This window comes from Nocardia colli (assembly GCF_008704205.1).
Taxonomy (GTDB): Bacteria; Actinomycetota; Actinomycetes; order Mycobacteriales; family Mycobacteriaceae; genus Nocardia; species Nocardia colli.
Genome location: NZ_VXLC01000016.1, coordinates 186,915 through 209,361, shown reverse-complemented (window position 1 = coordinate 209,361; position 22,447 = coordinate 186,915). Strand labels below are relative to the sequence as shown.

Below are 22,447 nucleotides of genomic sequence, written 5' to 3'. Positions count from 1 at the left end.
AACCACACCACGATACGCGAGCGCCCTCCTCGACCCAAATGCGGCAGCCGGTCAGCGCCGGTAGTCGGCCGCGTAGTCGATAGCGCCCGCGCCGGAGCGGAGCTGGTGCCGGCCGCGGCCGACGGTGCGCAGGGTGTTGCTCAGGGTCTCCTCGAAGTCGGCGAGCTTGGAGTCGACGTAGACGTCGCATTCCTCGCGCATCCGGTCGGACTCGGCGTGCGCGCCGTCGATCACCCGCGCGGATTCGGCGTGCGCGGCGCGCACCACCTCGGTCTGCGCGACCAGGCGATCGCGCTCGGCCTCGCCGTCGGCGACGGAACGATCGTAGGAAGCCTTGCCCGCCTCGATCATTCGCTCGGATTCCAGCCGGGCCCGGCCGGTGACCGCCTCGAACTCGGCGTTGCCGTCGGCGACGACCCGGTCGGCCTCGGCCTGCGCGGTGCTGACCAGGTGGTCCGCGTGCGCGCTCGCCTCGGCGACCATCCGGTCGGCGTGCGCCTTCGCGTCGGCGAGGATGCGGTCGGCCTCTTCGCGCGCCGAGCCGATGGTGTGACTGGCCTGCTCATTGGCGCTGGTCACCGTGACCTCGGCGGCGGAACGGGCGTCGGAGACGATCTTGTCCCGGATGTCGAGCACGTCCTGGGCATCGTCGAGCTCGCCCGGGAGTGCGTCGCGCACATCGTCGAGCAGTTCGAGCACGTCGCCGCGCGGCACGATGCAGCTGCGGGTCGGCGGGATGCCACGCGCCTCCTCGACGATGGCGACCAGCTCGTCGAGGGCTTCGAATACGCGATACATGCTGACTACCCCACTCTCCTACGACTCTATGGCGAACTGTCCGCCGAGCCCCAGTGTGCCCCTCATCACGGCCTGTGCCGAGTCACCCTCCGGTGTGTCGTCGCAGTGTCTCGTACGCCACACAAATCAAGTGGAGGATCTGTCTCCGCTTCGTGTTATCGTCGATAGGAAGATCGACAAGGTCTTCATCCCGAGCGTGGCCCCCACCGGGACCGCGGGATTGAGGAAGCCAGAGGGAAGGGCCCAGCCGGTCCGCCGAGTGTTGACAGGTTCTGAATGTTCAGTAAATACTGAACACATCGCACCAGCGGAACCTATCAAGAGTCGGTGGGAAGGAAGCGATCACCGTCGCTGTTGTCCCCAACGAAGGCTCATGTTCGATCGGAAAGACCATGACTGTTCTGGATCTACAGAGATCGGCGGGAGTTAGCACCACCAGCTACTTCATGCCGTGGGTAGGCCCATACCCGGTGCTGACGGCACCGCCGGTGTCGGCCCGGTTCGAGCAGCTGATGGCCTACCTGCGCGGCGACCGCGCCTTCGCCCAGCTGATCCGCTTCGCGCTGGTCGGCGGTTCCAGCAATATCGCCTACGTGCTGCTGTTCTTCGCGATGCACGGCATCGGCCCGCTGGTCGCCAATGTGGTCGGCTCGATCGTCAGCACCGTGATCGCCAACGAGCTGCACCGTCAGCTCACCTTCCACGCAAGCGGCCGAGTCGGCTGGTTCACCGCGCAGTGGGAGGGCGGCGGCCTGGCCCTGGTCGGCCTCGCCATCACCACCGCCGGACTGGCCGCCCTGGACGTCTGGGCGCCCACCATCGGCGGCACCGCGGAGGCGACGGCCATCCTCGGCATCACCGCGGTCGTCGGCGGCATGCGCTTCCTGGCCCTGCGCGGCCTGGTCTTCTGAGCCTCGTCGAGTGAGGGGAATCAGCCCCGGTCCCAATGCCTTTGGGACCGGGGCTGATTGTTGTCCAGGGTCAGCTCTTGCGCTCGGCCAGCCGGGCGAGCAGGCGCTTGTGCACGGATGGGGGGAGCATGTCGGTGACGTCGCCGCCGAAGGTCGCCACCTCCTTGACCAATGAGCTGGACAGGAAGCTGAGGGCGGGGTTGGTGGCAATGAAGAAGGTGTCGACGCCGGAGAGCTTCTTGTTCATCTGGGCCATCTGCATCTCGTAACCGAAGTCGGTCGCGTCGCGCAGCCCCTTCACGATGGCTGTGATGCCCTGCTCCCTGGCGAAGTCGACGGTCAGGCCGTACCACGACTCCACCCGGATGTTGGGCAGGTGGGCGGTCGCCTCGCGCAGCATCTCCATGCGCTCGTCGACGGTGAACATGCCCTGCTTGTTCTTGTTGATATTGACGGTGACAACGACCTCGTCGAACTGGGCCGCGGCCCGCGCGAAGACGTCGATGTGACCGTTGGTCACGGGGTCGAAGGACCCGGGGCACAATGCTCCTGCCATGGTCAGACGCTATCGTGCGAGACCGCGCGCACGGCACGGAGGGTGCTCGAGACCACACCCGCTACTCGAAAGTCGCCATTTCGATGCGGGTTTCGCCGTACCTGCGCGGTTTCATCGCCGAATAGCCCGCCGGCCATTCGATTTCCGGCGATCGGCGGGCCCGCTCGACGACGACCAGGGCGTCGGGACGCAACCAGCCATCGGCCAGTGCCCGCAGGTCGCCGAGTACCGCATCGATCTCGACCGCGTACGGCGGATCGGACAGCACCAGATCGAATTCGCCCGCACCGCCCAGCGCCAGCACGCTCGCCACGGTCGCGACCCGCAGTTCCGCGCCGGGCAGCCCGACATCGGCGATGTTGCCGCGCACGACCTCGGCCGCCTTGCGGTCGGCCTCGACCAGCAGTGCGTGCTCGGCGCCGCGGGACAACGCCTCCAACCCGAGCGCGCCCGAGCCCGCGTACAGGTCGAGCACCCGGATACCGTCGAAGTCGATCCGCGCGTCGAGCGCGCTGAACACGGCCTCCCGGACCCGGTCGGAGGTCGGACGGGTGCCGGCGGACGGCACCCGCAGCCGCCGCCCGCCTGCCGTTCCGGCGACGATCCGGGTCATTCGGACTCGCGCACGGCCAGCTCGATCAGCAGGTCGCCGCCTTCGACCTGCTGCACCTGACCGATCGCGACCCGGCCGACGGTGCCCGCCCGCGGCGCGGTGATGGCGGCCTCCATCTTCATCGCCTCGATAGTGCCGACGGTGTCGCCGGCCGCGATCGAATCCCCTTCGGAGACAGCCAAGGTCACGACGCCGGCGAACGGGGCGGCGATGTGGCCGGCGTTGCCCTTGTCCGCCTTCTCGGCGGCGGGGATCTCGCTGGCGATGGAGCGGTCGCGGACGGCGACGGGACGCAGTTGACCGTTGAGGATGCACATGACGGTGCGCATGCCGCGTTCGTCGGGCTCGGAGATGGCTTCGAGGCCGATCAGGAGGGTTACGCCCTTCTCCAGTTGGACGCGGTGTTCTTCGCCGTGGCGCAGGCCGTAGAAGAACTGGTTGGCCGACAGGCCCATGGTGTCGCCGTACTTTTCGCGGTGTGCGTTGAATTCCGCTGTCGGGGCGGGGAACAGGAGTCGGTTCAAGGTCGCGCGACGCTCGGCCGACGTGCCCGCGAGTCCTGCTTCGTCGGCGGCGGTGAGTGGGGTTTCCGGTTTGGCTGCACCGCGTCCGGCCAGGGCGCGGCTGCGGAACGGTTCGGGCCAGCCACCCGCGGGAGTGCCGAGTTCGCCTCGCAGGAAACCGATCACCGAGTCCGGGATGTCGTAACGGCCCGGGTCGGCGGCGAAGTCTTCGATGTCGACACCGGTACCCACCAGCGCGAGGGCGAGGTCACCGACGACCTTCGACGACGGGGTGACCTTGATCAGGCGGCCCAACAGTCGGTCTGCGGCAGCGTATTTCGCTTCGACTTCCTCGAACCGGTCACCCAAGCCGAGGGCGATGGCTTGCTGACGCAGGTTCGAGAGCTGTCCGCCGGGGATTTCGTGGGTGTAGACGCGTCCGGTCGGTGCGGGCAGCCCGGACTCGAAGGGCTTGTAGACCTTGCGCAAGGTTTCCCAATACGGCTCCAGGTCACACACGTTCTGCAAGTTCAACCCGGTGTCGTAGTCGCTGTGCGCGGCCGCGGCGACGATCGCGGACAGCGCTGGCTGACTGGTCGTTCCGGCCATCGCCGCACTCGCACCATCGACCGCATCCGCACCTGCCTGCCACGCCGCGAGATAGGTGGCCAGCTGCCCGCCCGGAGTGTCGTGAGTATGAACATGCACCGGCAGATCGAAGTTCGAGCGCAACGCGGTCACCAGCTTCGCCGCCGCCGGAGCGCGCAGGAGCCCGGCCATGTCTTTGATCGCGAGGATGTGCGCGCCCGCGTCGACCATCTGCTCAGCGAGTTTGAGGTAATAGTCGAGGGTGTAAAGGGTTTCATCCGGATTGGCCAGGTCTCCGGTGTAACTCATCGCGACTTCGGCGATAGCGGTACCGGTTTCCCGCACCGCATCGATCGCCGGACGCATCTGATCAACGTTGTTGAGCGCGTCGAAGATCCGGAAGATATCGATCCCGGTCGCGGTCGCCTCGGACACGAACGCCCGGGTCACCTGTTCCGGATAGGGCGTGTAGCCCACCGTGTTCCGGCCGCGCAGCAGCATCTGCAAACAGATGTTCGGCACCGCTTCGCGCAACGCGGCCAACCGCTCCCACGGATCCTCATACAGAAACCGCAGCGCCACATCGTAAGTCGCGCCACCCCACGCCTCGATCGACAACAACTCCGGCGTCATCCGCGCGACGTGCCCCGCGACACCGAGCAGGCCATTGGTCCGCACCCGAGTCGCCAGCAACGACTGATGCGCGTCACGGAACGTCGTGTCCGTGACCCCCACGGCCTTCTGCGCCCGCAACGCCTGCGCGAAACCTTCAGGCCCGAGCTGCAACAACCGCTGCCGCGACCCGTCCGGCGGCGCCACCGACAGATCAATGGCAGGCAACTTGTCATGCGGATACACCGTCGTCGGCCGCTCCCCATGCGGCTTGTTCACGGTGACATCGGCCAGATACGTCAGGATCTTGGTTCCGCGGTCCGCCGAACCACGCTGGTTGAGCAACTCCGGCCGCTCATCGATGAACGACGTGGTGACCCGCCCGGCCCGGAAGTCCGGATCGTCGAGCACCGCGAGCAGGAACGGAATGTTGGTGGTAACTCCGCGAATTCGGAACTCGGCCAGCGCTCGCTGGGCGCGCGACACCGCGGCGGGGAAGTCGCGCCCGCGACAGGTGAGCTTCACCAGCATCGAGTCGAAGTAGGCGCCGATCTCCGCGCCGAGGTTGGCCCCGCCGTCCAGGCGGATCCCCGCGCCGCCCGGCGTGCGGTAGGCGGTGATCCGGCCGGTGTCGGGGCGGAAGCCGTTGTTCGGGTCCTCGGTGGTGATCCGGCACTGCATCGCGGCGCCGCGGATGCTGACCGTGTCCTGGCTGAGGCCGAGCTGTTCGAGGGTCTCCCCCGCCGCGATGCGCAGCTGCGACTGCACCAGGTCGACATCGGTGATCTCCTCGGTCACCGTGTGCTCGACCTGGATGCGCGGGTTCATCTCGATGAAGACGTGGTTGCCGCGCTCGTCCAGCAGGAACTCGACGGTGCCCGCGCAGCTGTAGCCGATCTCCTTGGCGAAGGCCACGGCGTCGGCGCAGATGCGTTCGCGCAGTTCGGGATCCAGGTTCGGCGCGGGCGCGAGCTCAATCACCTTCTGGTGCCGGCGCTGCACCGAGCAGTCGCGCTCGAACAGGTGCATCACGTTGCCGTGCTGGTCGGCCAGGATCTGCACCTCGATGTGGCGCGGGTTCACCACGGCCTGCTCGAGGAAGACGGTCGGATCGCCGAACGCCGACTCGGCCTCGCGCGACGCGGCCTCGATGGACTCGCGCAGGTGCTCGGCGTCGGCGACCCGGCGCATGCCGCGCCCGCCGCCGCCGGCCACCGCCTTGACGAAGATCGGGTAGTCCAGCTCGTGCGCCGCGGCGAGCAGCTCGTCCACGTCCGCGGACGGCGCGCTGGAGCGCAGCACCGGCAGCCCGGCCGCCTTTGCCGCCGCGATCGCCCGCGCCTTGTTTCCGGCGAGCTCGAGCACCTCGGCGGACGGACCGATGAAGGTGATGCCCTCGCGGGCGCAGGCGGCCGCCAGATCCGGATTCTCGGACAGGAAGCCGTATCCCGGGTAGACGGCGTCGGCGCCCGCCGACTTGGCCGCGTCGACGATCGCGTCGATCGACAGGTACGCCCGGACCGGGTGTCCCTCCTCGCCGATCTGGTAGGACTCGGCGGCCTTCATCCGATGGACCGAGTTGCGGTCCTCGTACGGGAAGACGGCTACCGTCCCCACGCCGAGTTCGTAGGCCGCACGGAAGGCCCGGATGGCGATCTCGCCGCGGTTGGCTACCAAGACTTTCGTGAACATTGGCCTAAGGTACCCGGACCCGCCCCCCTCACAGACACGGAAGGGCCCTTCGCAAGCATCTTCACAACGAGGTCTAGCAGCGTTGCGAAGATGCGTTCATCGGGCCGTCACATCCTCAGATCCAGTGCATCGTGTGGTGCCGCAGCCCGCCGCGGAACTGACCGACCGCTAGCCCGATCATCAATCCGCGCTCCTCGGGAACTAATCCGCGGGTAAAAGGAAGCCGAATCATCCGTAACATAACTTCCGGCAGATGAATCTCCGGTAAACCATTCCCGGGAAATTCGCCATGTAGCCGCGCCAAACCGATACCTCTGCTACGTCCCTGCCGATAGCCGGGCCGGAACCCCTGGCGATACCGATAGGCGACGAGCGCCTCGGCGAGATAGCCGAGCCGATACCCCTCCCGATGCGCGCGCCAGCCGAATTCCAGATCCTCGTTCGCGACGTAGCTGACGTCTTGTCCGCCGAGCTTACGATAGACCTCGGCGCGGCACGCCATGCTCGTCCCGACGATCACAGGCGCATAAACGCCAGGCGGCTGGAATTGGTCAGGCGCCGGGATGTTGGCGACGTGCCGCGGGTGCTCCGCGTTGAGCGAATCGCCCTCGATCGCAGAACAAGTGAGGTCGTAGCCCTCGTCCAGGAACGCGATCATGCGGCTGATCCAATTCGGATGCGCACGGTCGTCGTGATCACAGAACAGCAACGTCTCGCCGGTGGCCTGCGCGGCTCCGACATTTCGCGCAAAAGCGGCACCCGAGGCACCTGACGCGTCAACATATCGGAGCTTCAGCCGATCCCTCACCGCGTGGCTTTCAATATGAGCCCTCACATTGACAGGCGAGCCGTTGTCGGCTATCAGAACATCGAATTCCCCCAAGTAGTCTTGACGCGTCAAGGCGTCTAGTTGTACATCCAGGAGGTCACGACTCTGGACCGTCCCGATATACGTTGGAATGACGATCGATACCGACCGTTCAGTCACCACAAGCACTCCTGCTTTCGATCCCCACGCCGGAGCCCTCCCCCGAGGGTGACAACTTTAGACATATTTCGGAAATTCGGGCTACACCAGACTTCCGTGGGGTTCCTCACAGACTTGGACAAATGACCAGACAGTGGCGACCGGACGATCCGCCTTCGCCGCCTTCTCCGCCCGGCCGCACCACGGTCCCGTCGCGCCCCCTATGCTGGACGGTGCAGCTGGTTCACCGCGCGCGTACGAGATGGAGCCCCGTCGTCGTGTCGCGGAGCCGAGTTCGTCCGCCCCGAAAGGGTGGACGGGCGAGAGGGAACCCGGTGGGAATCCGGGACTGTCCCGCAGCGGTAAGCAGGAACGACCGCCGTCACACGCACTGGGTGCAAGACCCGGGAAGCGACGGCCAGTAGGTCGGCCGAGAGGCCGGTGCCTGTGAGTCCGAAGACCTGCCAGCCGTGTCGGGTACGCCGTATCCGACGGCCACCGCCTCGTGGATCTGGGCGCGCGGTTCTACCAGTACGTGATGTGTCGGGGCTCTGTTGTCGGAATCTCCTGACATATCTCCGGTAGCCGCGTGAGCCCGTATGGCGAGGGCCTACGACACCAGCACTGGAGAGACAACGTGACTGTTGTAAATCAGACACCGTTCACCGCAACGGTTCTCGGGCTACCTAGGGTCGGACCGCGGCGTGAGCTCAAGCGGGCCACCGAGGCCTACTGGGCCGGCAAGATCGACGCCGAACAGCTCCATACTGTCGCGCGCGACCTGCGCCACGCCCAGCTCACCGAATTACTGGCCGCAGGCCTGGATTCGATCCCGGTCGGCACCTTCTCGTACTACGACCAGGTGCTCGACACCGCCCTGCTGCTCGGCGCGCTGCCGCCGCGGGTGGCCGGGATCGCCGATCCGCTGGACCGGTACTTCGCCGCCGCGCGCGGCAACGAGACGGTCGAACCGCTGGAGATGACCAAGTGGTTCGACACCAACTACCACTACCTGGTCCCGGAGATCGACCAGGACACCGTGTTCGCGCTGAACCCGGAGAAGCTACTCGACGAGGTGCGCGAGGCACTGGAACTCGGCGCGCCCGCCCGCCCGGTGGTGGTCGGCCCGATCACCTTCCTGAAGCTGGCCAAGGCCACCGGCGGTGCGCCGCTGGATCGGCTCGCCGAGCTGGTTCCGCTCTACCGCGACCTGCTCCGGCAGCTGGCCGAGGCCGGCATCGGCTGGGTGCAGATCGATGAGCCGGTGCTGGTCACCGACCTCACCGACGACGAACTCGCCCTGGTACGAAGCACTTACACGGAGCTGTCGGCGGCATCCGAGCGTCCGGCGATCGTGGTCGCGACCTACTTCGGCCACACCGACGCCGCGCTGACCGCGTTGGCGGGCACCGACATCGAGGGCATCGCGCTCGATTTCACCTCCGGCACAACCGTTTCCGATGTGGCCGGCGTGCCTGCGCTGGCGAGCAAGCTGCTGGTGGCGGGCGTGGTCGACGGGCGCAACGTCTGGCGCGCCGACCTCGACGCCGCGCTGTCCACCTTGGGCACGCTGCTCGGTTCGGCTGCGTCGGTGGCGGTTTCGACCTCTTGCTCGCTGCTGCACGTGCCGTACACGCTGGCCGCGGAGACCAAGCTGGACGAGCGGCTGCGCTCCTGGCTGGCGTTCGGCACCGAGAAGGTGGCCGAGGTCCGGCTGCTGGCCACCGCGCTGGCCGAAGGCACCGAGGCGATCGGCGCCGAATTGGCCGACACCCGTGCGGCATTGGCGACCCGGCACAGCGACCCGCGCCTGAACGACGCGCAGGTGCGGGCCAAGCTGGCCGCGCTCGGCCCGGACGCGATCCGGCGCGCGCCCGCCGAGGAACGCCGCGTGTTGCAGCAGGAGCGGCTCCAGCTGCCGACGCTGCCGACCACCACCATCGGCTCCTACCCGCAGACCTCGGCCATCCGGTTGGCCAGGGCCGCGTTCACCAAGGGCGAGATCGACGAGGCGGAGTACGTCCGCCGGATGCGCGCCGAGGTCGCCGATGTGATTGCGCTGCAAGAGAAGCTGGGCCTGGACGTGCTGGTACACGGCGAGCCCGAGCGCAACGACATGGTGCAGTACTTCGCCGAACAGCTCGACGGCTTCGCCGCCACCGAGCTGGGCTGGGTGCAGTCCTACGGTTCGCGCTGCGTGCGGCCGCCGATCCTGTTCGGCGACGTCAAGCGGCCGACGCCGATGACCGTCGACTGGAGCAGCTACGCCCAGTCGCTGACCGACAAGCCGGTCAAGGGCATGCTCACCGGGCCGGTCACCATCCTGGCCTGGTCGTTCGTCCGCGACGATCAGCCGCTCGGCGACTCGGCGCGGCAGGTCGCGCTGGCCATCCGGGACGAGACGGTGGACCTGCAGGCCGCGGGCATCCGGATCATCCAGGTGGACGAGCCGGCGCTGCGCGAGCTGCTTCCGCTGCGCAAGGCGGATCAGCAGGCCTACCTCGACTGGTCGGTGCAGTCGTTCCGGGTCGCCACCTCCGGCGTCTCGGATGCCACCCAGGTGCACACCCACCTGTGCTACTCGGAGTTCGGCGAGGTGATCGACGCGATCGCCGGGCTGGACGCCGACGTGACCTCGATCGAGGCGGCCCGTTCGCGCATGGAGGTGCTCGACGACCTCAACGCGGCGGGCTTCGATCTCGGCGTCGGGCCGGGTGTCTACGACATCCACTCGCCGCGGGTGCCCAGCGTGGAGGAGATCACCACCTCGCTGCGGGCGGCCCTGAAAGCCGTTCCCGCCGAACGGCTGTGGGTCAATCCGGACTGCGGTCTGAAGACCCGCGGTCAGGTCGAGGTGGAGGCGTCACTGCGCAACATGGTTGCCGCGGCGGCGTCGGTTCGCTGATCGCCCTGATGGTTCGCTGACGTTCAGCCCCCTTCGTCGCACGGAGGGGGCTGAACCGCAGCTCACTCGGATTCGGGCTCCGGTCGCAGACTCGGCCGCCGCCTGCGCGAGATGTACCGCGCACACGGCTCTTCGGCCCGCGCGACCGGTTGCTGCCGCGACCTGGAGCTCAGCCCTCGTCGCCACGCCGTATGACACCCGGGACAACGATCCATCCCAACCCCTCCTTGCACCTAGTGAACCCACTCCATGAATCGCCCCTATCCACCTTCGACGCGTGTCGCGGCGGTTCGGTTCCGACCAGTTGCTACGGATTCCCCAGATGAAAAGCCGATCAGCCTTCCAGGTTGAACGCGCTGTTGATGGCGGCCATGTCGAAGTAGTCGCGCCAGGCGACGATGGCGCCGTCGGCTACCTCGAAGACGCCGGTGACCGGAAGCGGAATGGCCCGGCCCGCGGTGCGGAGCGTGTCGGTGCGTTCGTTCATCACCAGGTTGCCGGAGGTGATCTGGTGATGGATGTCGAAGTCGACGCCCTCGAACGTGGTCAGGAAGCCCGTGAGGAAGTCCCGGATGGCGGTGCGGCCGACCACCGGTTCCATCGGAATGTTGTGGTACACGGCGTCTTCGGCGAAGAAGGACGCGATGCGGTCGGGGTCCGGGTCGGACCAGCTGCGGCACATATCGCGGACGAGTTCGTCGGGAGTCGGCATGGGCGGGCTCACTTTCTGCTGCGGGGCGGGCGAATCGCGTAGTGCGCAACGCCCTCCCGATTGAACCAAGCAATTGCTCGGTTCGGAACCCCTTGGCAGTCAACGAACCCCGGCAACCGCCCTTCGCACGCTACGCAGCCGCGATCTCCGGCAAAATACCTCGCAGCGGCATACTTCCGGACGAAAGAAGTGCCGATATTGCGATGATTGCGAATGTCCAGGTCTACGATCTTTCCGTGCGGAAGATGTATGCGGGCGCGCGCCTTCGGCGGTTGCGCGAGGAACGCAGACTCACCCAGGCGGCGCTGGCCAAGTCGCTTGATTTGTCACCCAGCTATCTCAACCAGCTGGAACGCGATCAGCGACCGCTCACCATCCCGGTGCTGCTGAAACTCAACTCCACCTTCGACCTCGACGTCCAGTTCTTCGCCGCGGACTCCGACGCCCGCCTCGTGTCCGACCTGCACGAGGTGCTGATCGACGCCGCGGGCGGGCACACCGCGCCGCTGACCGAGGTGGAGGAGCTGGCGACCAGACAGCCCGACGTGGCCCGGATCGTCGTCGCGATGCATCGCCGGCTGCGTGCCGCCACCGACCAGCTCGACCTGCTCTCCGCCCGGGTATCCGCGCCGACCGGCGCGCCCGGCCTGCCCATGCCCTACGAGGACGTGCGGGACTTCTTCTACGACCACCACAATCACATCCCGCAGCTGGATCTCGCCGCCGAGCAGCTGTTCGAGCAGTCCGGGCTGACCATCGGCTCGCTGGATCGCCAGCTCGCCCGGGTCGCCGAGGAACGCGCCGGGGTCACCGTGCTGGTCCGCGGCGACGGCGCGGACCCGTCCATCCCGAAGCGGCAATACGATCCGGACAGCCGCACGCTGACCCTGGCCCGGCGACTTCGCCCGGGGCAGCGCGCCTTTCAGATCGCCACCACCCTGGCGTTCCTGCTGTACGGGACGGAGCTGGACGGGGTGCTCGCCGAAACTCCCTCGCTCACCGGCGAATCCCGCACCCTGGCCCGGGTCGGACTGGCCAACTACTTCGCCGGCGCGCTGGTGCTGCCGTACGGGCGGTTCCTGCGCTCGGCCGAGGAACTGCACTACGACATCGACCTGCTCGCCCTGCGCTTCGAGGTCGGCTTCGAAACCATCTGCCACCGGCTGAGCACCCTGCAACGGCAGGGGCAGCGCGGGGTGCCGTTCTTCTTCGTCCGCACCGATCGCGCGGGCAACATCTCGAAACGCCAGTCCGCCACCGCCTTTCACTTCTCCCGGGTCGGCGGCAGCTGCCCGCTGTGGGTGGTGCACGAGGCGTTCGCGCATCCCGGCCGGATCCTGCCGCAAGTCGCGGAGATGCCGGACGGGCGGCGGTACCTGTGGATCGCGCGCACCGCGATGACCGCGCCGCACGGATTCGGCACCGCGACAAAGAACTTCGCGATCGGCCTGGGCTGCGACATCGAATACGCGGACCGGCTGGTGTATTCGTCCGGACTCCAGCTCGACGACCCGGCGACGGCGGTGCAGATCGGCGCGGGATGCAAGGTGTGCGAACGGGTGTCCTGCCCGCAGCGCGCGTTTCCGCACATCGGCAGCCCCCTCGCCGTCACCGAGAACACCAGCACCGATTTGCCCTATCCGCGCGTCGGGCACTGAACCGAGTCACGCCGCGGCGCGCGCTCGCAACGCGGGCAGCAGGTGCTCGGCGACCAGGTCGAGCTGGCGGCGCACGTTCAGGGAACCGAGCCGCAGGACGAGGTGGGTGGCGCCCGCGTCGAGGTAACGGGTCAGCCACTCGGCGCAGTCCTCGGCGGTGCCGCCGAAATAGGCTTGGATGGTGGACATTTCCGCCAGCGATCGGCGGTAGTACTGGCGCACATAACCTTCCAGCTCAGCTCGCGCCCGCGCCGGGTCGGCATCGAGCACGATGGTCGCGTACATCGCGGGAGTCACCGCGCGGGTCGCCTGCTGCTGAATCGTCTGCCACGCACGGGCATACGCGGCAGGATCCGGGAGGTACGGCAGCCAGCCGTCATAGTGGCGCGCGACCCGGGCCAGCACCCTCGGCGTATCACTGCCTGCCAGCCAGAGCGGTGGCCCGCTCGGTGTAGCGGCCGGCAGCGCACGCGCCAGATCGGCTATCTGCCAGTACTTTCCGTCGAAGTCAGGCGCACCGCCCCAGGCCGCGCGCCATATTCGCACCGTCTCGTCCAAGCGCCCGACCCGCTCGTCGAACGGAACACCGATCGCCTCGAACTCGGCCCGGCTCTCCGGTAACGGAAATCCCGCGCCCAGACCGAGCACCAGCCTGCCCGGATCGAGCTGATCGACGGTGGCGGCCGAGTGCGCGCCGAGCACCGGATGCCGCAATGTCGAGGTCCAGGCCGCGGTACCCACCCGGATCCGCGCGGTCGCGGCCACGACGGCGGCGAGCAGGGTGAGCGGATCGACCCGGGTACGCGCCAACGGCGAATCGCCGGTCCACACCGAGTCGAATCCGCCCTCCTCGGCGAGCAGCGCGAGCCGCACCAGACTCCGCGCGTCGTGCCGCCCGGTCATCGCGGTTTCCCGGCTCGGCAACAGAATTCCGACCTCGATCACCCGGCGATCGTCGCGCGCCCGGTGCGCGGTGTCGATTACCCGGCAGGTAATCGACAGGCCCCTAAGGCAAGTCGATCCTGGCGAGCTTGTCCGGGTTGGCCACGGCGTAGATGCCGCGGATCTGCTCGGTCTCCGGATCGATGTCGAGCACCACCACTGCCAGCGGCGCGTCACCGGTGAACACCACCGCCGACGGATCGCCGTTGACCCATCGATAGCGGATGTTCATGGCCGAAACATCGCCGAGCACAACGGGACTGGTGATCAGCCGGACCACCTTGCGCACGCCGTGGATCGGGCGCAATGCCGCCGGCAGCTTGCCACCGCCGTCGGACCAGAACGTCACGTCCGGCGCCAGCAGCGCGAGCAGCCCGGCCAGGTCGCCGCCGAGCTGGGCGGCCAGGAACTTCTCGGTCACCTTCCGCTGCACCGACGGGTCGGCCTGGCGACGCGGCCTGCGGGCGTGGACGTGCTCGCGCGCACGGTGCGCGAGCTGCCGGATCGCGGCGGTGCTGCGGCCGAGCATGTCGGCGATGTCGGCGTGCGGATAGCCGAACACGTCGTGCAGCACGAACACCGCGCGCTCGAGCGGGGTGAGCGTCTCCAGCACGACCAGCATCGCCATCGAGACCGATTCGGCGCGCAGGGCCGAATCGACCGCGTCGTCCGGGACCGTCGGCTCGTCGGAGACCAGCGGCTCGGGTAGCCATGGGCCGATATAGGTTTCGCGCCTGCGGTTGATGGCGGCCCGCCGGCCGAGCGCGTGGTTGACCGCGACCCGCACCAGATACGCGCGCGGATGCTCGATCTCGGTGCCGTCCGCCCGATTCCGCGAGGCCCAGGCCAGCCAGGTGTCCTGCAGGACGTCCTCGGTGTCGGCGACGCTGCCGAGCATGTTGTAGACCACGGAGAACAGCAGTTCCCGGTGGTCGGCGAACACGCTCGTCGCGTCCTCGTCCACGTTGCCGATCATCGCCGCTCCTCGTGCCGGTGTCGCTACTGAGAGCGAGACAGCCCGGTGAAAAGTGACGCGTGCGCGGGAAATGTGATCCAGCTCTCCTCATGTCACGTCCTGCCCGGCCCGGCGCTCTCGGGTTGGCAACGGATGAAACCTCGTCCGGACCGAGAGAGGACATCGGAGTGAGTGCACCCACCGAATCACCGTCGTTTCTGGCGACCCGCCGCGGCAAGCTCACGCTGGCGCTGCTGTGCCTGGTCGCCTTCCTCGACTTCGTCGACGGCTCGATCGTGAATGTCGCGCTGCCGACCATCCAGCACGAGCTGGGCCTGTCGATACCGACGCTGCAATGGATCACCAGCGGCTATCTGCTGACCTACGGCGGGCTGATGCTGCTCGGCGGCCGGCTGGCCGATCTGCTCGGGCGGCGGCGGGTGCTGATCGCCGGGACGATCCTGGTCGGCGTCGCGTCGGCGATCGGCGGGCTGGCCGGGAGCAGCGGGCTGCTGATCGGCGCCCGCTTCGCGCAGGGGGTCGGCGCGGCGCTGATGCTGCCGGCCGCCCTGTCCATTCTGACCACCAGCTTCCGGGTGGGATCCGATCGCACTACCGCACTGAGTGTTTGGGGCGGCACCGCCGGGCTCGCCTCTGCCGCCGGGGTTTTCCTCGGCGGCGTGCTGACCGAGGGACCCGGGTGGCGCTGGGTCTTCTACGTCAACACCCCGGTGTGCCTGCTCGTGCCGGCCGTGGTCCCGTTCCTGGTGCCGAACGACCGGCGCAATGAAATCCGCGGCGGCTTCGATGTTTTCGGCACCGCGCTGGCGACCGGCGGACTGATGCTGCTGGTCTACGGATTGGTGAAGGCGCCGGAGTACGGGTGGAGCGATGTGCGCACGATCCTGCAACTGGGCGTGGCGGTCGCGCTGCTGATCGGCTTCGTGTTCAACGAGCGAGTGACGTCGGATCCGCTGGTTCCGCTGTCGATCTTCCGGGTCAAGGGTCTCGCGGCGGCCAACCTGACCCACCTGACCCTGGCCGCGGGCATGCTCGCGATGTTCTTCTTCGTCACGCTCTACCTGCAGGAGGTGCTGGGGTTCGGGGAGTTCCAGGCGGGCAACGCCTACCTGCCGATCAGCCTCACCATCGGTGCGGCCGCCGGGGTGACCGCGAAGATCATCGGCAAGACCGGGACGCGGCCGCTCATCGTCGTCGGGTCGGTGGTCTCCGGGCTCGGGTTGATCTGGCTGTCGCGGATTTCCACCGATGGCTCGTATCTGGTCGATGTGCTGCCGCCGATGGTGTTCATGTCGATCGGGCTGGGCGTCGTGTTCGTCGCGAACACCACCGCCGCGAACGCGGGCGTGCCCGCCGAGCAGGCCGGACTGGCCGCGGCACTGCTCAATACCGGGCAGCAGATCGGTGGCGCGTTGAGCCTGGCCGTGCTGACCGCCGTTGCCACCTCGCACACCGCGGCGCAGCTGACCGCGGGACACCCGCCGCTGGACGCGATGACCTCCGGGTTCCGGCTGGCACTGCTGATCGGCGGGTTCATCACCCTCAGCGCGGCGGTCATCGGTTTACGGACCGTCAACTCACGCGGCGAGACCGCGGCGGCCCCGGCGGCCGAACCTGTTGCCGCATAACGCGACCGGAGGCCGGGCACCGGGCAGGCGGGTACCCGGCCTTCACGCATTCCATTCGTCCAAGCCGCGGCCGCACCACCGGGTTTACCGTGCGAATCATGGCAACGACACACCCCACCGGCACGGACGACACGATCAAGGACCGCCTCGTGGCGCTTCTCGACGAGTGGATGGCGGCCATCGTCACCAACGACGCGGCCAGGATCGCCGACTACATGACCGACGACTGGATCATGGTCTCGGAAAACGGGATCACGCCGGCCGCGCGGTTCCTCACGCTGGTCGAGACCGGTGCGCTCAGCCACTCGGCGATGCAACGAACCAGCGACGCCGCCACGTTCGAATACCGCGGCAATGTCGCGGTACTGACCGTGCGCGCCACCAATACCGCGCACTTCCAAGGCAAGCGGTTCGACGCCGACGAGTGGACGACGGACGTCTTCGTCGAGACCGAGCAGGGTTGGCGGTGTTCGCTCACCCACATCACCGCCGTCTCGACCGGATGATCCGATTCGGCTGCGGGCCGGTCGATTACGACTTGGCCAGGTACTCCAGGCGTTCGGAGTCGACCGCGGCGTGCATCATGCTCGCCAGGCCGGGATGCTTCTGCAAGCCGGGATCGGCCTCGACCACCTCGCGGGCGAGTTCCTGTGCGGCGGTGATGACTTCGAGGTCGTCGAGCAGCGAGAGCAGCTTCAGCGAGCGGGCGGTGCCGGACTGGGCCGCGCCGAGCACGTCACCCTCGCGCCGGGTGCGCAGGTCGAGCACGGCGAGTTCGAAGCCGTCGGTGGTGGCGGCGACCGCGTCCAGCCGGGCCATCGCCGAACCGCTGGGCGCGGAATCGGTGATGAGCAGGCACAATCCGGGGTGCTTGCCCCGGCCGATGCGCCCGCGCAGCTGATGCAGCTGGCTGACGCCGAAGCGGTCCGCGTCGACGATCACCATGACCGTCGCGTTCGGCACGTCCACGCCGACCTCGACGACGGTCGTGCAGACCAGCACGTCGACGGAGCCGTCGTTGAAAGCGCGCATCACCTGGTCTTTTTCGTCCGCGGGCAGCCGCCCGTGCAGCAGGCCGACGCGTAGTTCGGACAGCGGACCGGCGCTCAGCATCTCGAAGACGTCGAGCGCGGCCTGCGTGGTCGGGCCCTCCTTCTCCGGCTCCGCGGCCTTCGCCTTGCCGTTGCGCGTCTTGCCGGTGCCTTCCTCGTCGTCACCGATGCGGGAACACACCACGTAGGCCTGCCGACCGGCCTTGACCTCTTCCACGATGCGCTCCCACGCGCGGTCGACCCAGTTCGGATGCTGTTTGCGCGGAACGACTTTGGAGGTGATCGGCGAACGTCCGCGCGGAAGTTCGGTGAGCGTCGAGGTCTCCAGATCGCCCAGGGTGGTCATGGCGATGGTGCGCGGGATCGGCGTCGCGGTCATCACCAGCAGGTGCGGACTGGTGCCGGCTTTCGCCTTGGCGCGCAACGCATCCCGCTGCTCGACGCCGAAGCGGTGCTGTTCGTCCACCACGACCATGCCGAGGTCGAAGAACTCGACGTTGTCCTGGATCAGCGCGTGCGTCCCGATGACGATGCCCGCCTCGCCGGTCATCGCCTCCAGCAGCGCGGCCTTCTTGGTCGCGGTGGACATCGAACCGGTGACCAGCACGACCTTGGTCGCGTGTTCCCCCGCGCCGAGCTCACCGGCATTACCGAGATCGCCGAGCATCCCGCGCAGCGACCGATAGTGCTGGGCGGCAAGCACTTCCGTCGGCGCGAGCAGCGCACACTGCTGCCCCGCGTCGACGATCTGCAACATCGCCTCCAGCGCGACGATCGTCTTGCCCGAGCCGACCTCGCCCTGCAACAACCGGTGCATCGGATGGGTACGCGACATGTCCGCGGAGATCTCCGAGACCACCTGCTTCTGCCCGGCGGTCAGCTCGAACGGCAGGCGCTTCTCGAACTCGGCCGCGATGCCGTCGGGTCGCGGCGGACACGGGCGCGCGGCCCGGCCGGACACCTCGTGCCTGCGCTCGGCGAGCACCAGCTGCAACGCCAGCGCCTCGTCGAAACGCAAACGCTCCTGGGCCTGTTCGATGTCGGTCTTGCGCTCCGGCAGGTGGATCAGGCGCAGCGCGTCGGAGATCTTCAGCAGCGAACGCTCCGCCCGGAGGTCGTCCGGCAGCGGGTCGTCGATCGGATCGAGCTGATCGAGCACCTGGCGCACGCAGGCGAGCACGTCCCAGCTCTGCACCTTCGCGGTGGCCGGGTAGACCGGGATGAACTCGCGTTCCATGAACGAGGTGTCCACGCCCTCGGCGCCTTTCGCGCTCTGCGCGAGCCCGCGCAGGTCACCGCCGCCGCGCACGGTCTTCACCGCGCCGACCGACTCGTCGTCGTTCTCCGGCAGGATCAGGTAGCCCGGATGGTTCAGGTTCCATTGGCCCGGCCGCCAGTAGCTGACCGTGCCCGACATCATCGCCCGAAGACCCTCCCGGACAACGTATTTCACCTTGTCTCCGTTGAAGAAGGTGACGTCGACGCCCCGGCCGGTGCCGGATCCGGTGTCCAGCACCACCTTCAGCAACGACCCGCGCCGGTTGCGCATCGGCCGCAGCTCGGCCTTGGTGATCCGGCCGATCACGGTGATGTGCGTGCCGTCCTCCGGCTCCTCCTCGGTGAGCGGCTGCCCCTGCGTCGCGTAACGCAGCGGGTAGTGCCGGAGCAGGTCCTCCACCGTGTGCATGTCGAACGCGTCGACCAGCGAACCCGCCGCCTTCACGCCGAGAATATGGTCGAGCCGATCACTCAGGGTCGCCATCTACTCCACTCCGATCTGCACCAGATCCCCGTGCTGCCCACCGGAATACACGGTGACCTCCACGCCGGGAAAGCTTTCGCCGATGTGTGCCGCGAGTTCGCCGGCCAGGCCGTCCGGCGCCGCCGCACCCATCAGCAGGGTGACCAGTTCGCCGCCGAAGGCGAGCATCCGATCCAGCAGGGTCAGGCCCGCCGCGCGCACATCGTGGTCGATCACCACCACATCGTGGCCGACCAGGCCGAGGCCGTCGCCCGCTTCGCAGGTTCCGACCATGGTGAGCGCGCGCTCCGGTGCGGCGCGCAGCGAACCCCACCGGGTGGTCGCGGCCGCCTCGGACATGGCGAAGGCATCGTCGACGGCGATCCGGCCGCGGTCGTGCACGGCCAGCGCGGCGAAGCCCTGGACCATGGACGCGCTCGGCAGCAGGAGGACGTCGCGATGCGCGTCACGGGCGGCGACACCGACCGCGACCAGGTCGTGCGCGGGCAGCGCGCCGTTGGGCAGGACCAGGACCTCACGGTTCGGCATGGCGCGGATCGCGGCGAGCAGGGCGGCGGCGGTCACCACGCCGTCGCCGGCCAGCACCACGGCGCCGGCGTCCTCGAACAGTTCGGCGGCGCCGTCACCGGCGGCCACGGCCAGGATGCCACGGTCGGCGGGTCCGTCGGTTTCCTTCTCCGAGTCCATCGTCGTGTGCGTGACGAGGTGTCCCGGGGTCATGTCGTGCGGCGTCGCGTGCTTGGCCGGCGCGAAGCTCTCGATGCGGATTCCGCTGAGCTTTCCGGCGGTGAGACCGGCCTCCACCGCCGCGCCCGCGTCCGCGCAGTGCACGTGGGCGGACCAAGATCGATCGCCGTCGCCGACGACCACCACCGAGTCGCCGAGTTCGGCGAGCCGGGTGCGCAGCCGCGCCATCCGGTCCTGGTCGGTGTCGGCGAGCAGGTACATCACCTCGTATTGCGGTTCCGCCGAACCGGTTTCGGCATTGCCCTCGGCGGAGCGCACGGCGACGGGGTCGGGCGGGTGGTACTCCGGCCGGATCGGGATCTCACCGAGCGTGAGTGCGACCAGGCTGTCCAGCAGTACGACGAGCCCGCGCGCGCCCGCGTCCACCACTCCGGCCGCACGCAGCACGCCGAGCTGGGAGGGCGTGTCACCGAGCGCCTTGGCGGCACCGTCGGCCGCGGCCAACGCCACATCGGCGAGCGAGGTGTCCGGGCATGCGGTCGCGCTGGCCGCCGCGCAGTCGAGAACGGTGAGGATGGTCCCTTCGATGGGCTCGCTCAATGCTTCGCGCACCAACACCGAGGCGCGGTTCAAGGCATCGCGCAGGGTCGTGGCCGTCAACGGTTCGTGCCGGACCGCTTCGGCGATGCCGCGCAAGACCTGGGACAGGATGATGCCGGAGTTCCCGCGCGCACCGATGGTCGCGCCGCGCGCCATCGCGGCCGCCACATCGTGCGTCGTCAGCGCGTCCACCGGACCGCGCGCCGCCACGGCATCCATCGCGGCCCGCATGGTCGCCAGCAGATTGGTACCGGTATCGGCATCCGGGATCGGGAAGACATTGAGTGCGTTGATCTCCTCGCGCCGGTTCGCCAAGCCGTCGAGGCAGGCCCGGCCCCAGCGCAGCAACGCCGTGCCGTCCATCACATCCCGCACTCCGGGCACCCGTCACCCCTTTACTTGTCGCCACCAGCACCGCCCGCAAGGTTAGCGGGCGAGACTGACATACTGCTGGTACCCACCACGTGTTCCAGCTACGTCCGGAGCGCACCCGGTTTGGTGGATCGGGGGCGGTCCCGCTACCCTTGCAGGGTTGCCTCGCGTGGCCGTTGCCGGTTTGCGCTGGCCGATGTCCATCGGCAGGGGTACGTCAAACATTGTTTCCGGACATGTTGCCCGCGGGCGACGGTCCTCCACATGACATGAAGGAGTTCGCGACTATGGCTGCCGTCTGCGACGTCTGCGCCAAGGGCCCCGGCTTCGGGAAGTCGGTCTCGCACTCGCACCGGCGCACCAACCGTCGCTGGAACCCGAACATCCAGACCGTTCGCGCCCAGGTTGCGCCGGGTAACACCCGTCGCATGAACGTGTGCACCTCCTGCCTCAAGGCGGGCAAGGTCGTCCGCGGCTGATTGCCACGGCCGACCCGAGTACGAGAATTGACGCACGCCCCGGCACCCATCACGGGTGGTCCGGGGCGTAGTCATTGATAAGGACCCCATGACCAGGTCCGACTGGCGCATCGCCCCACTTGCCGCCGAGCACACCTACAGTCTCGCCGAATGCCACATCGCCTGCTGGCGAGAGGCCTACCGCGACCTGGTGCCCGCGCACGTGCTCGACGCCTTCGACGTCGATCGACGGGCCGAGCAATGGGAGCGCAATCGGGTCAGGCACCCCGGACGCACGTGGGTGGCGCTCGTCGGCACCCGGGTGATCGGCTTCGCCAGTGCGGGCGCGACCCTCGACGATCCGCCCGAGCCCGCACTCCAGCTGAACGCGCTCTACGTCCGCTCGGACTGGTACAGCACGGGCGTCGCCCGCGACCTGCTCTACGCCTCGGTCGATCCGGCAGCGGAGTACTCGCTGTGGGTGTTCGAGCAGAATCCGCGCGCCCAATCCTTTTACCGCAAGCACGGATTCGCGCTGGACGGCACCAGTCGCGTCGAGGCGTTCTCGCCGTCGATCGAGGTCAGGATGCTGCGCGCGCCCGGCCCCTGGCACTGAGAATCAGGCTCCCCCGCACCCGTCCGGGCCGGACATGTGCACGCGATAGGGTGCTGATCATGACCTCCACCGAGCAAGCCGGGTACGTCAGCACCGTCGACGGCGTTCTGCAGATCACCATCGCGACCGCCGCCAACGGCACGTCCATGGACTTCGGCGGGATCGTCGCGGGCACCGCCGCGCTGCGCTCGATCGGCCCCGAGGTCGGCGCGGTCCTGCTGACCGGCACCGGCGCGAACTTCTGCGCGGGCGGCAACGTGCGCGGCTTCGCGGCCGCGGCCGACCGGGCCGCCCACATCTACGGCCTGGCCACCGATCTGCACCACTTCGTCCGCGCGCTCGACGCGACCGCGGTGCCGGTGGTCGTCGGCGTGCAGGGCTGGGCGGCGGGCGCGGGCATGAGCCTGGTCTGCGCGGCCGACATCGCGCTCGGCGGGCCGGGCACCAAGCTGCGCCCGGCCTACCCCGGCATCGGCCTCAGCCCCGACGGCGGCATGTCCTGGACGCTGCCGCGCATCGTCGGACTCGGCCGGGCCCGCGAAATCCTGCTCACCGACGCGATTCTGGACGCCGACGAGGCGGTCCGGCTCGGCATCCTCAGCCGGCTGGTCGCCGACGAGGAAGTACAGGCCGAGGCGCTGACCCTGGCCCGAGCCCTCGCCGCCGGACCGCGTTCCACCTACTCGAGCATCAAAACGCTGCTGTCGCTGTCGTCTTCGTCGACGCTCGGCGATCAGCTCGACCGCGAACGCGATGCGATCGCCGCCGCGGCCAACGGCGCGACCGGCCGTGAGGGCGTCGACGCGTTCGTGGAGAAGCGCAAGCCGAACTACGCGTAA

Annotated in this window: 18 protein-coding genes and 1 riboswitch; of the genes, 8 read left to right on the top strand and 10 right to left on the bottom strand. The window is 68.4% G+C overall.

The genetic code is table 11. The features are described 5' to 3' along the window. Positions 1–51: 51 nt before the first annotated feature. Positions 52–798 (bottom strand): DivIVA domain-containing protein, encoded by a 747-nt coding sequence (locus F3087_RS30365; protein WP_150405509.1) that lies wholly within the window; start codon positions 796–798, stop codon positions 52–54. A gap of 392 nt (positions 799–1,190) precedes the next feature. On the opposite strand from F3087_RS30365, the gene F3087_RS30360 reads away from it, so the two are divergent. Further along, entirely contained in the window at positions 1,191–1,709 is a 519-nt protein-coding gene (locus F3087_RS30360; protein WP_150405508.1) for a GtrA family protein, read from the top strand. Positions 1,710–1,779: 70 nt separating this feature from the next. On the opposite strand, the gene coaD is transcribed toward F3087_RS30360, so the two are convergent. The 4 genes from coaD to F3087_RS30340 form a co-directional block, all read right to left on the bottom strand. Beyond that, positions 1,780–2,265, bottom strand: a complete 486-nt coding sequence (coaD, locus tag F3087_RS30355) for a pantetheine-phosphate adenylyltransferase (RefSeq protein ID WP_150405507.1) — start codon at positions 2,263–2,265, stop codon at positions 1,780–1,782. Positions 2,266–2,326: 61 nt separating this feature from the next. Further along, positions 2,327–2,878 (bottom strand): 16S rRNA (guanine(966)-N(2))-methyltransferase RsmD, encoded by a 552-nt coding sequence (gene rsmD / locus F3087_RS30350; RefSeq protein ID WP_150405506.1) that lies wholly within the window; start codon positions 2,876–2,878, stop codon positions 2,327–2,329. Continuing rightward, entirely contained in the window at positions 2,875–6,273 is a 3,399-nt protein-coding gene (locus F3087_RS30345; protein ID WP_150405505.1) for a pyruvate carboxylase, read from the bottom strand. Before F3087_RS30345 ends, rsmD begins: the two co-directional genes overlap by 4 nt. Before the next feature lie 115 nt (positions 6,274–6,388). Further along, positions 6,389–7,261, bottom strand: coding sequence for a glycosyltransferase family 2 protein (locus F3087_RS30340; RefSeq protein ID WP_191094213.1), 873 nt, complete (start codon positions 7,259–7,261; stop codon positions 6,389–6,391). A 252-nt stretch (positions 7,262–7,513) separates the two neighbouring features. Beyond that, a riboswitch (cobalamin riboswitch) is annotated at positions 7,514–7,723 on the top strand. A gap of 154 nt (positions 7,724–7,877) precedes the next feature. On the opposite strand from F3087_RS30340, the gene metE reads away from it, so the two are divergent. Beyond that, positions 7,878–10,145 (top strand): 5-methyltetrahydropteroyltriglutamate--homocysteine S-methyltransferase, encoded by a 2,268-nt coding sequence (gene metE / locus F3087_RS30335; RefSeq protein ID WP_150405503.1) that lies wholly within the window; start codon positions 7,878–7,880, stop codon positions 10,143–10,145. A gap of 334 nt (positions 10,146–10,479) precedes the next feature. On the opposite strand, the gene F3087_RS30330 is transcribed toward metE, so the two are convergent. Beyond that, positions 10,480–10,857, bottom strand: a complete 378-nt coding sequence (locus F3087_RS30330) for an SgcJ/EcaC family oxidoreductase (protein ID WP_150405502.1) — start codon at positions 10,855–10,857, stop codon at positions 10,480–10,482. A 236-nt stretch (positions 10,858–11,093) separates the two neighbouring features. Between F3087_RS30330 and F3087_RS30325 the strand changes: the two genes are divergently transcribed. After that, positions 11,094–12,515, top strand: coding sequence for a short-chain fatty acyl-CoA regulator family protein (locus F3087_RS30325; RefSeq protein WP_191094212.1), 1,422 nt, complete (start codon positions 11,094–11,096; stop codon positions 12,513–12,515). A gap of 6 nt (positions 12,516–12,521) precedes the next feature. Here the strand turns inward: F3087_RS30325 and F3087_RS30320 are convergent, their stop codons facing one another. Next, complete coding sequence (locus tag F3087_RS30320) at positions 12,522–13,460, bottom strand: LLM class flavin-dependent oxidoreductase (protein ID WP_223885456.1); 939 nt, start codon at positions 13,458–13,460, stop codon at positions 12,522–12,524. Between the two features lie 61 nt (positions 13,461–13,521). Beyond that, complete coding sequence (gene sigJ / locus F3087_RS30315) at positions 13,522–14,433, bottom strand: RNA polymerase sigma factor SigJ (RefSeq protein ID WP_150405501.1); 912 nt, start codon at positions 14,431–14,433, stop codon at positions 13,522–13,524. A gap of 167 nt (positions 14,434–14,600) precedes the next feature. Between sigJ and F3087_RS30310 the strand changes: the two genes are divergently transcribed. Next, positions 14,601–16,061 (top strand): MFS transporter, encoded by a 1,461-nt coding sequence (locus tag F3087_RS30310; RefSeq protein ID WP_223885455.1) that lies wholly within the window; start codon positions 14,601–14,603, stop codon positions 16,059–16,061. A 98-nt stretch (positions 16,062–16,159) separates the two neighbouring features. Continuing rightward, the gene (locus F3087_RS30305; RefSeq protein WP_150405499.1) at positions 16,160–16,567 is read left to right on the top strand and encodes a nuclear transport factor 2 family protein; all 408 of its coding nucleotides are present in this window, start codon (positions 16,160–16,162) and stop codon (positions 16,565–16,567) included. A 25-nt stretch (positions 16,568–16,592) separates the two neighbouring features. On the opposite strand, the gene recG is transcribed toward F3087_RS30305, so the two are convergent. Together recG and F3087_RS30295 are read right to left on the bottom strand one after the other, a co-directional pair. Then, on the bottom strand, positions 16,593–18,875 hold the full coding sequence (gene recG, locus F3087_RS30300; protein WP_150405498.1) for an ATP-dependent DNA helicase RecG: 2,283 nt from the start codon (positions 18,873–18,875) through the stop codon (positions 16,593–16,595). After that, positions 18,876–20,525, bottom strand: a complete 1,650-nt coding sequence (locus F3087_RS30295; protein ID WP_150405658.1) for a DAK2 domain-containing protein — start codon at positions 20,523–20,525, stop codon at positions 18,876–18,878. Between the two features lie 296 nt (positions 20,526–20,821). Between F3087_RS30295 and rpmB the strand changes: the two genes are divergently transcribed. The 3 genes from rpmB to F3087_RS30280 all read left to right on the top strand — a co-directional run bounded on the left by rpmB (position 20,822) and on the right by F3087_RS30280 (position 22,447). After that, positions 20,822–21,013: a 50S ribosomal protein L28 gene (gene rpmB, locus F3087_RS30290; RefSeq protein ID WP_011210730.1), complete on the top strand. Its 192-nt coding sequence runs from the start codon at positions 20,822–20,824 to the stop codon at positions 21,011–21,013. Between the two features lie 88 nt (positions 21,014–21,101). Next, entirely contained in the window at positions 21,102–21,608 is a 507-nt protein-coding gene (locus tag F3087_RS30285) for a GNAT family N-acetyltransferase (RefSeq protein ID WP_150405497.1), read from the top strand. A gap of 59 nt (positions 21,609–21,667) precedes the next feature. Beyond that, on the top strand, positions 21,668–22,447 hold the full coding sequence (locus F3087_RS30280; protein WP_150405496.1) for an enoyl-CoA hydratase/isomerase family protein: 780 nt from the start codon (positions 21,668–21,670) through the stop codon (positions 22,445–22,447).

What these genes read in the sequence shown, in the direction of transcription:
- F3087_RS30365 (WP_150405509.1), bottom strand. Translation starts at nt 798, where the DNA reads ATGTATCGCGTATTCGAAGCCCTCGACGAGCTGGTCGCCATCGTCGAG.
- F3087_RS30360 (WP_150405508.1), top strand. Translation starts at nt 1,191, where the DNA reads ATGACTGTTCTGGATCTACAGAGATCGGCGGGAGTTAGCACCACCAGC.
- coaD (WP_150405507.1), bottom strand. Translation starts at nt 2,265, where the DNA reads ATGGCAGGAGCATTGTGCCCCGGGTCCTTCGACCCCGTGACCAACGGT.
- rsmD (WP_150405506.1), bottom strand. Translation starts at nt 2,878, where the DNA reads ATGACCCGGATCGTCGCCGGAACGGCAGGCGGGCGGCGGCTGCGGGTG.
- F3087_RS30345 (WP_150405505.1), bottom strand. Translation starts at nt 6,273, where the DNA reads ATGTTCACGAAAGTCTTGGTAGCCAACCGCGGCGAGATCGCCATCCGG.
- F3087_RS30330 (WP_150405502.1), bottom strand. Translation starts at nt 10,857, where the DNA reads ATGCCGACTCCCGACGAACTCGTCCGCGATATGTGCCGCAGCTGGTCC.
- sigJ (WP_150405501.1), bottom strand. Translation starts at nt 14,433, where the DNA reads ATGATCGGCAACGTGGACGAGGACGCGACGAGCGTGTTCGCCGACCAC.
- F3087_RS30305 (WP_150405499.1), top strand. Translation starts at nt 16,160, where the DNA reads ATGGCAACGACACACCCCACCGGCACGGACGACACGATCAAGGACCGC.
- recG (WP_150405498.1), bottom strand. Translation starts at nt 18,875, where the DNA reads ATGGCGACCCTGAGTGATCGGCTCGACCATATTCTCGGCGTGAAGGCG.
- F3087_RS30295 (WP_150405658.1), bottom strand. Translation starts at nt 20,525, where the DNA reads ATGGACGGCACGGCGTTGCTGCGCTGGGGCCGGGCCTGCCTCGACGGC.
- rpmB (WP_011210730.1), top strand. Translation starts at nt 20,822, where the DNA reads ATGGCTGCCGTCTGCGACGTCTGCGCCAAGGGCCCCGGCTTCGGGAAG.
- F3087_RS30285 (WP_150405497.1), top strand. Translation starts at nt 21,102, where the DNA reads ATGACCAGGTCCGACTGGCGCATCGCCCCACTTGCCGCCGAGCACACC.
- F3087_RS30280 (WP_150405496.1), top strand. Translation starts at nt 21,668, where the DNA reads ATGACCTCCACCGAGCAAGCCGGGTACGTCAGCACCGTCGACGGCGTT.